This is a genomic window from Marinobacter sp. UBA2498 (genome assembly GCF_002341575.1).
In the GTDB taxonomy this organism is placed as follows: domain Bacteria; phylum Pseudomonadota; class Gammaproteobacteria; order Pseudomonadales; family Oleiphilaceae; genus Marinobacter; species Marinobacter manganoxydans.
Window position 1 is genome coordinate 29607 of sequence record NZ_DDOI01000157.1, and the last position, 8233, is coordinate 37839.

Below are 8233 nucleotides of genomic sequence, written 5' to 3' on the forward strand. Positions count from 1 at the left end.
CTACAGGAGGCGCTTGGCTACGATCTAGCGCAAAGTCTATTTTCACAGACCCGGAACCTTGTGGTTGAGGGACTGACCGATTATTGGTACGTGGAAGCGGTCGCACTTCTCCTTCGAGATTCGGGAGAGGCTGACTTAAACAAGAGCATCGCTATCGTGCCAGCGAATACTGCAGGTAAAGTGGTGTATTTTGCCACCATCTTGCATGCTAATAAGTTGAAGGTCGCAGCGCTTCTCGACTCGGATACAGCAGGCAATCAAGCTGCTGAGCAAGACATTCTTGTCCACTCCCTGGGAAACAAAAGGATCCTTCGAACAAAGGACTCGTACTCTGGTAGCGTCAATGCCCCTGAAATCGAGGATCTCCTTCGAGAAACTTTAATCAATGTGGCACAGGAAGAACTCGGTTGGGAAATCAGGAGCACAGCACAGCGTCAAGACAGCCGACCTATTGTTGATATCTTCGGTGCGGAGATATCTGACTTCTCAAAGTATAAGCTCTCCAAGGCATTTCTGCGCTGGGCTCGCACCCATGATGCAAACGAATTAACTTTGGATGAACGACAGCAGTGGACGGCATTGATCACCAAAATTAATAAAGCGCTTAAGTAGGTGTAATGCTTCGACTAATTCTACGGGTTTGGCCAAAAAAATTTCCCGTGCCAAATCGGCACTTGCAAGCGTAGATGAGCACCGGCACTTCCAGAATTTGAAAGAACTCCGGGAGTACGTCAGCCAGAAAATGAAATTGGAACAAACATGATTACACATATTCGTATAGACAACTTCAAATCCCTGGTTGATTTTCGGATGCCCGTGGCGAAATTCAGCTGCCTTGTGGGTCTGAACGGAGCCGGCAAGTCGACGGTGCTTCAGGCTATGGATTTCCTCTCACAACTTATGCGGGGCGATCTCAAAAGCTGGTTGAAGGAAAGAGGATGGTCAAAGGCTGACCTGAACTCAAAGTTATCTGCGCGCCAGAATATCGAGTTCACGCTCACTCTGAGTATTCCCACCAATGGTGAATTTGTATGGAGCGGGAGCGTTAACCGGAACTCTCTTCAGTGTACGACTGAAACGGTGGTTCTTAACGGGGTGCCTCTCCTTAGGGTCCACGAAGGGGAGTGCACACTCAGACCTCATGAAGGTCGTAAGGCCGAAAAATTCAAAGTCGTTTTTGACTATCAAGGTTCGATACTTTCGCAGCTTAAGGAAAGTCAAATCAAAGGTCCGCTGCTCACATTGCGGACTGAAATGTTGAAGGTGCACTCGCTTGATCTATTATCCCCAGCCCAACTCCGCCTTAAGACACGCAGTGCGGATGGTCAGTTAGGTCTGGGTGGACAACGGTTGTCCGCGTACCTGCATGAATTGGGTAAAGACAAGCGTGAGGCGCTCAGAAAACGACTTGAAGGTGTGTATGGGCAGCTTGAGAGTATTGATACGAAATCTCTTCGGTCTGGCTGGAAACAGCTTGGTGTCAAAGAACGCTTTGGCGAACAGTTGTTGTCCACTTCGGCGGAACACATCAACGACGGTATGCTGCGTTTAATGGCGGTACTCTCTCAGTTGGATTCGGATCAGCACTTTCTGATTTTTGATGAGATCGAGAACGGCATTAATCCGGAGTTGGTCGAGTTTTTGGTGGACGCACTGGTTGGCAGTAACCATCAAGTTTTGGTTACAACACACAGCCCTTTGATCTTGAACTACCTCGAAGACGATATCGCAAAAGATGGCGTGATTTACCTCTACAAAACTACCAAGGGTGCGACCAGGGCTATACCACTCTTCTCGATTCCCTCCATGGCAGAGAAGCTGTCGGTAATGGGCCCGGGTGAAGTATTCGTTGATACCCGGCTGTCAGAACTTGCCGAGGAAATCCGGCAAATTAATGGTGACAAGTAACGATGTTTTTGTTGCTTAGTGGCGAGGGCCCCTCTGATATTGGCTGCAGCATCGTTGAAGCTGTTGAAATTTGTAAAGGTGAACACTTTCTGCCGGGGCCAATGGCTTGGTTCGTCGATCAATTGGTTGAGCAGTTTGTTGATCAGCTCCAGGGCTTTGAGATGTCCCATATCGAGTATGGACAGGTTGGGTTTGTCAGCGAGAAGTCACTCAGCCAACACTGCAAACAAGCAAGTGGCGGCCGGAAGATCCGACTGCCAGGTAAAAAAACGGGGCAGGAAACAAGTTATTTCTTCCGGAATGCTCGGGGCTTGGGGGAGTTGGCTCATAGGCTGGCGGACGAAGTGCAGGACTCTGTTATTGCTGTTCTGTTTCGGGACAGTGATCGCACTGCATCATCCAATAGAGGTCTTCGTCGAAAAAAAGTCGAATCGATGGAAAACGGTTTTAAGGCGGCCCGTTTTGATTATGGTGTGCCAATGATGCCCAACCCGAAATCCGAAGCCTGGCTGCTCTGCGCGGTAAAGTCGCAGTCACCCTATCAACACTGTGATGCATTGGAGGAAATGTCTGGCAATGACAAAGGTTTGAATCCACTAAAGGAGCAACTTGAGGCTGCCATGGGTGGGTATCCTTCTTCAGACAAGCTTTCAGATCTCGTGAAGGACCGCAGCATTGATGTCCTACAGATTGATATGCCGTCATTACGTGAATTTAGAGAAGCCTTGTCAGAAGCGGTTTCTAGGTTGTTGAGACCCGTAAGAGATACGTAATGTCTGTTTGGTTCTGATGGTAAAAAGACGCTGGGTGCGACGCCAAATGTCGCATGATCATGAGACTGTCAAGGTGAACTGAACCGAAGGAGTCATATTCATGATCACAGTAACCGTTGCAGGAATGGAGCAGCCTCTGGAAGGACTTTCTGAAAGTTGGCTTCATGAGCAAATAAGGCGGCGTCAGAAAGCGGGAGAGTCGGTGTGTGTGCAGGTAGGAGTGCGTACATCGGAAATTAATGTTGGTGTTTCATCAGGGGCATGCCCCATGGGGCATGGCGGCTCCAGGAGGCCTAATCCAAAAGAACAACAGGTTTTAGATCTCTGGTCACATTTTGGTTTGGGGTATGGGGATCTCAACAGCGGTAAGCTGGTTGCGTTTCTTCAGCGATTGCGATCATTGGTTTAGGTTCTGAAAAGTTAAGGATGATGTATGGCGAAGCTGGTTTTCTCTTATTCCCATGTGGATGAGGCTCTGAGGGATGAGCTGGAAAAGCATTTGATGCCGCTCAAAAGACGAGGGCTCATTTCCACCTGGCATGACCGGCGCATAACAGCCGGTACTGAACTGCATGGGGAAATAGGCCAGCACTTTGAAGATGCAGACATCATCCTTTTGCTGATTAGCCCCGACTTCATCAATTCAGATTATTGCTACGACATTGAAGTGAAGCACGCCCTCAAGCGGCACAATAAAGGTGAGGCGCGTGTGGTTCCGGTGATTCTGAAAACCTGTGACTGGCATGATCTGCCATTCGGAAAGCTGATGGCCACCCCAGAGGATGGTTATCCGATCTCGAAATTCACTCACGTCGAAGATGGTTTCTACCAAGTCGCTCAGGCCATCAAATCTGTTTTGAAGGAATTGGGTGCCACGGCCCAGAACTCTCCTACTGACAATACCCGCCCGGCTACATCGCCATCATTCGTAAAGCCGGTCGATTCTGGTCCTCGCAGCAGCAATTTGGGCATTCGAAAGGAATTCAGTGACAGAGATAAAGACCTTGCTCGTCGGGAAGGAATTCAGTTCCTGTCTCGTTTCTTTGAAAATTCCTTGAAGGAGATCTGCGCCCGGAATCCCGAGCTGGAGCAGGATTTTCACCAGAAGGATGCCGACAGCTTCGAGGCTTCTCTTTACCAAAATGGGCAAAGAGTTTGCCACTGTGGCATATGGAAAACCGGCGGAGGTATGGCGCTGGGAGATATTTGTTACAGCCAATCCGGGGTCTCGACCAATAGCTGTAATGATGCCGTTACGTTAGAAGACGATGGAACTATGCTTGGGTTCCGCTCGATGATGGGCGGAATGTCCGGGTACGGTCGTGACAGTTTGCTCACGTGCGAGGGCGTCGCCGAGTACTTTTGGGACAGCTTTATTCGCCCCCTCAAATGAGCATTGCCTGCGCTGCTCAGGCATTTACTGAAAACCAAAAACGATAATTAGGAAAACACATGGAAGAGCCAACCTCAGCCGTCGATGCTGTCATCGTCATCGTCACCCTTCTTATTTTCTTTACTCCGGTCGTGATCGCGTGGCTTTCCAGGCGAAGCCGAAATGCTATGAAGAAAAAGCTGGCGGAGGCGATGCTGGCTTTGAAGCAGGCTGAAGAGAAGAAAAGGGAAGCGGAAAATTACAGCGCCGACCTGGATGCCAGATACAAGCCCATTACCGATATGGAACAGCACGCGCGGCTGTTACTGGGTAAGGCGGAGATGCAGGCGCAGGCGGTCAGGAATGATGCGGAACGTGTGTATTCCGAAGCTGAGAAAAGACTGAGCGAGGCCACGGAAGAGGCAGGTCAAATCAGTACGGAAGCAAAGGCAGCGCTCAGAGAGGCCAGGCTGAAGGCCGATCAGATTGAGGCTGACGGTCGGGCAGAGGCTGAGAGGGTACTCGATTTCGCCAAACGACAGGCGGAAGAAGTAGCTGGTGACGCGCTCGCGGCCAAGGGGAAGGCTGACCTGTACGAGGCCACTGTGGTTGCCATGCGCAACACCATCCAAGGCTACAAAGATGACTATATCATTCCTAATCATGCGGTTCTGGATGAGCTGGCGGAGGAATACAGCCATAAGGAAGCCGGCGAGCAATTGAAGCGAGCAAGAAAGCGCGTTCGGGACATGGTCAAAAATGGCAACGCGGGGGCCTGCGATTATGCGGAGGCAAACCGACGAGCTTTTGCAATACATTTCGCCGTGGATGCCTTCAACGGCAAAGTCGATTCGGCGTTGGCCAAGGTCAAGCACGACAACTACGGCAAGATCAAACAGGAAATCCTGGATGCGTTCGCCCTGGTGAATCACAACGGTATGCCATTTCGTAATGCTCGCATTAACCAGGAATACCTGGAGGCTCGCTTGGAAGAGCTAACGTGGGCGGTTGCCACTCACGAGCTGAGGCAGATCGAACGGGAGGAGCAGCGGGCCATTCGGGAGCAAATGCGTGAGGAAGAAAAAGCTCGCCGCGAAATAGAGAAGGCCATTAAAGAGGCCGAAAAAGAAGAACGCATGCTACAAAAGGCCATGGAGACTGCTCGTAAGGAGCTGGCTTCTGCTCACGGTGAGCAGCGTGCAGAGTACGAAGCCCAGCTCGCTGAGCTGGAATTCAAACTGGCAGAGGCAGAGAGCCGGGGGCAGCGGGCGATTTCGATGGCGCAACAGACCAGGCGAGGCCATGTTTATGTCATCAGTAACATTGGCAGCTTTGGTGAGAACGTATTCAAGATAGGTATGACGCGCCGGCTGGAGCCTTCAGACCGGGTGAAAGAGCTGGGTGATGCGTCCGTTCCCTTCGACTTTGATGTCCATGCCATGATCTACAGTGACGATGCGCCAGCGCTGGAAAAGGCTCTGCACCGCCGGTTTGATGAGGCATCAGTGAACAAGGTTAACCCCCGCAAGGAATTCTTTAACCTGAACGTTGCAGAGATTCGCCAGGCGGTGGAGCAGCAGGGCATGAACGAAATACACTGGACCATGAAAGCGGAAGCGGCGGAGTATCGGGAGTCGCTGAGTATTTCCAGAAAGCAGGCTATGGAAGCGCCGGTTACTGCATAAGTCAGAATATTCGGATCAAAAGGGGTGTCTGTAGGCACTATGTTTTGCGTTGTCATCCTTTGACCTCGCAAACCTGTGTTACATTGTCCTAACATACTGAATAAAAAGATGTTTGAATAAGGCGTGGTTCATGGACTCAAAAAAGCTCACCCAAGGGCTTCAGCAAGCTTTTTTCTCCGAAAACCACCGACTGGTGTTCTGGTACGACCCCGAGCAAAGCTTTGGCGATGAGCTGGCCAATATCGATTTGCCGGATGTTCAGGTGGTAGACATGGCCGGCGAGTCGTCTATGGCCCTTAAGCTGAAACTGGAGCTGGAAGACCAGAGCGGCAGGTACTTGCTGTATTTCCCCCACGCAGAGCCGGAACCGGAAGACGACTGGTTGCTGGACATGAAACTGTATTCCCGCACCTTCCATGCGGATCGCATTTCCATCATCTTCAACGAGCTGGGCTTGCAGCAGCAGAGCCTTCGGGCTCACCTTGCCCGGCGTGAGAAGTTTCTGAGTAAGGCCCGTTTGGCAGCTCTCAAGCGCTTTGTCCAGCCGGACTTTGACGAAGTCGCGTTGGATTTGGCCATGATTGCGGTGGTTACCCGGGCCGAATCGCCGGATATCGCTAATATCCTGTTTACGCTGGGCGATGAGCTGGTGAAGGCTGATGGCGGGCTGGAGCAGGTGCCGGAGTCCATCAACGAGTTAGAGAAGTATGGTCTGGTGCCACCACTGGTTCGGGCATTCCAGGAGGAGGTGGGTTATCCAGCCTCCGAAGAAGAGCTGCGCGGTGAGGCCCCATTTAGCTTCGGGCATTTTCTAATTCGCCTGCTGGCCACGGGTTTTTGCGAAAGCATTTCAGAAGTCCCGGACTGGGCCCGCTCGGTGGCCATTTCATCGGCCAATGCCAGAGCCACCTCGCGGGCGCTCTTGTCCCGTTGGCGCGACAGCTCTCGCTATTACCCGGCTTATGATGTGATCGCCGACTGGGTTTCCACGGCCCTCAATATCAAGTCCCGCATTGAGGACTACTCGATTGAGGTGCTAGCCAATGTCGCCACCTTCCGGGAAGCTGAGAACCGCATTATCGTCGATTTGGTGAAAGCCATTCCGGAAGCCCGGCCAGCGGATTTGAACCTGTTCGCCCGGGTTATTTCGGACCGGCTAGACGGCTATTGGGCGTCTCGTCACAAAGACGATGATGTTCGCCGGAGATTCCGGACCATCTATTCAGCGCTGTCCGCTGCGATTGATTTGTTTGCGTTACGCCAGGCGCACCCGGAGGGCTTTCATTTCACTAGTGCTGAGGCGCTTTATCAGGCCTATGAGGCCGACCTCTACCGGTTTGACACCGAATATCGCCACTACTGCGCGGCTTCTCGCAAGGCGCATGTGGAGATTCTGAAGGCGCTGGATGAGGCCGTAGAGCAGTGTTATGCCTATTGGTATCTGGACCAACTGGCCCGCAATTGGGGTGACCTGGTGGAAGGCGAGAAGCTACTGGAGCACTGGGCCATTGGTGGTGTGCCCAATCAGCACCACTTCTACGACACCCTGGTAAAGCCCAAGCTGGACAGCGCCCGCAATAAACGCCTGGTGGTCATCATCAGTGATGCGTTTCGCTATGAGGCGGCGGTGGAGTTGCGGGATCGCATCAATGTGAAACGCTATAGCGAGGCGAAGCTGTCCAGCCAGTTAGGGGTGTTGCCCAGTTATACCACGCTGGGTATGGCCTCTCTGTTGCCTCATCAAACCCTGGAATACCGGGAGGGGGTGAGTGATGACGTGTTTGTAGACGGCAAATCCACCAAGGGCAGCGATAACCGCAATCGGGTTCTGGCCAGTTACAACGGGATGGCGGTGCAGGCAGAAACCGTAAAAGCCTGGAGCCGGGAAGAGGGGCGTGACGCCCTTAGGGATCAGCACCTGGTTTATGTCTACCACAACGTGGTGGATGCGAGGGGGGATAGCGCGTCGACGGAATCAGAAACCTTCAATGCGGTGGAACACGCCATCGAAGAGCTGACGGAACTGACCCGCAAGATCATGATGCACTTCAACACCAGCACGGTGTTGGTGACGGCAGACCATGGTTTCTTGTTCCAGCACAGCAAGCTGGAGGCCGCAGACAGAACCTCGCTTGCTGACAAGCCAAGCAATGCTCTCAAGAGTAAAAAGCGTTACGTTATTGGCCACGACTTGCCGGATGCCAAAGATGCCTGGTGTGGCTCTACCCGCCATACCGCTGGTACGGCGTCTGATACCCGATTCTGGATTCCGAAAGGGGCTAACCGCTTCCACTTTGTCGGTGGCGCACGGTTTGTCCACGGTGGCGCTATGCCGCAGGAAATCGTGGTGCCGGTGCTGACAGTAAAGCAGTTGCGTGGTGAGAAGGCTGAAAGTCGTTCCAAGCGCAAGGTGGAGGTCATCTCGCCCAAGCCGACTCTGAAGATGGTCAATAACATCCAGCGGTTTGACCTGATGCAGACGGAAGCCGTGAGCG

7 protein-coding genes are annotated in these 8233 nt (G+C 52.4%); all 7 read left to right on the forward strand.

The window, feature by feature from the left end; genetic code table 11:
* On the forward strand, positions 1-612 hold a 612-nt coding region (locus tag B2W52_RS21735; RefSeq protein WP_349677091.1), incomplete at its 5' end, for a TOPRIM nucleotidyl transferase/hydrolase domain-containing protein.
* Between the two features lie 147 nt (positions 613-759).
* A complete protein-coding gene (locus B2W52_RS21740) occupies positions 760-1908 on the forward strand; it encodes an AAA family ATPase (RefSeq protein WP_286804061.1) in 1149 nt (382 codons plus the stop codon).
* A 2-nt stretch (positions 1909-1910) separates the two neighbouring features.
* Complete coding sequence (locus B2W52_RS21745) at positions 1911-2681, forward strand: hypothetical protein (RefSeq protein WP_286804062.1); 771 nt, start codon at positions 1911-1913, stop codon at positions 2679-2681.
* 100 nt (positions 2682-2781) lie between these two features.
* On the forward strand, positions 2782-3090 hold the full coding sequence (locus B2W52_RS21750) for a hypothetical protein (protein ID WP_286804063.1): 309 nt from the start codon (positions 2782-2784) through the stop codon (positions 3088-3090).
* 24 nt (positions 3091-3114) lie between these two features.
* Positions 3115-4074 (forward strand): toll/interleukin-1 receptor domain-containing protein, encoded by a 960-nt coding sequence (locus tag B2W52_RS21755; RefSeq protein ID WP_286804064.1) that lies wholly within the window; start codon positions 3115-3117, stop codon positions 4072-4074.
* A 59-nt stretch (positions 4075-4133) separates the two neighbouring features.
* Positions 4134-5738: an SNIPE associated domain-containing protein gene (locus B2W52_RS21760; RefSeq protein WP_286804065.1), complete on the forward strand. Its 1605-nt coding sequence runs from the start codon at positions 4134-4136 to the stop codon at positions 5736-5738.
* Positions 5739-5868: 130 nt separating this feature from the next.
* A partial coding sequence (pglZ, locus tag B2W52_RS21765; RefSeq protein ID WP_286804066.1) for a BREX-1 system phosphatase PglZ type A occupies positions 5869-8233 on the forward strand: 2365 nt, incomplete at its 3' end.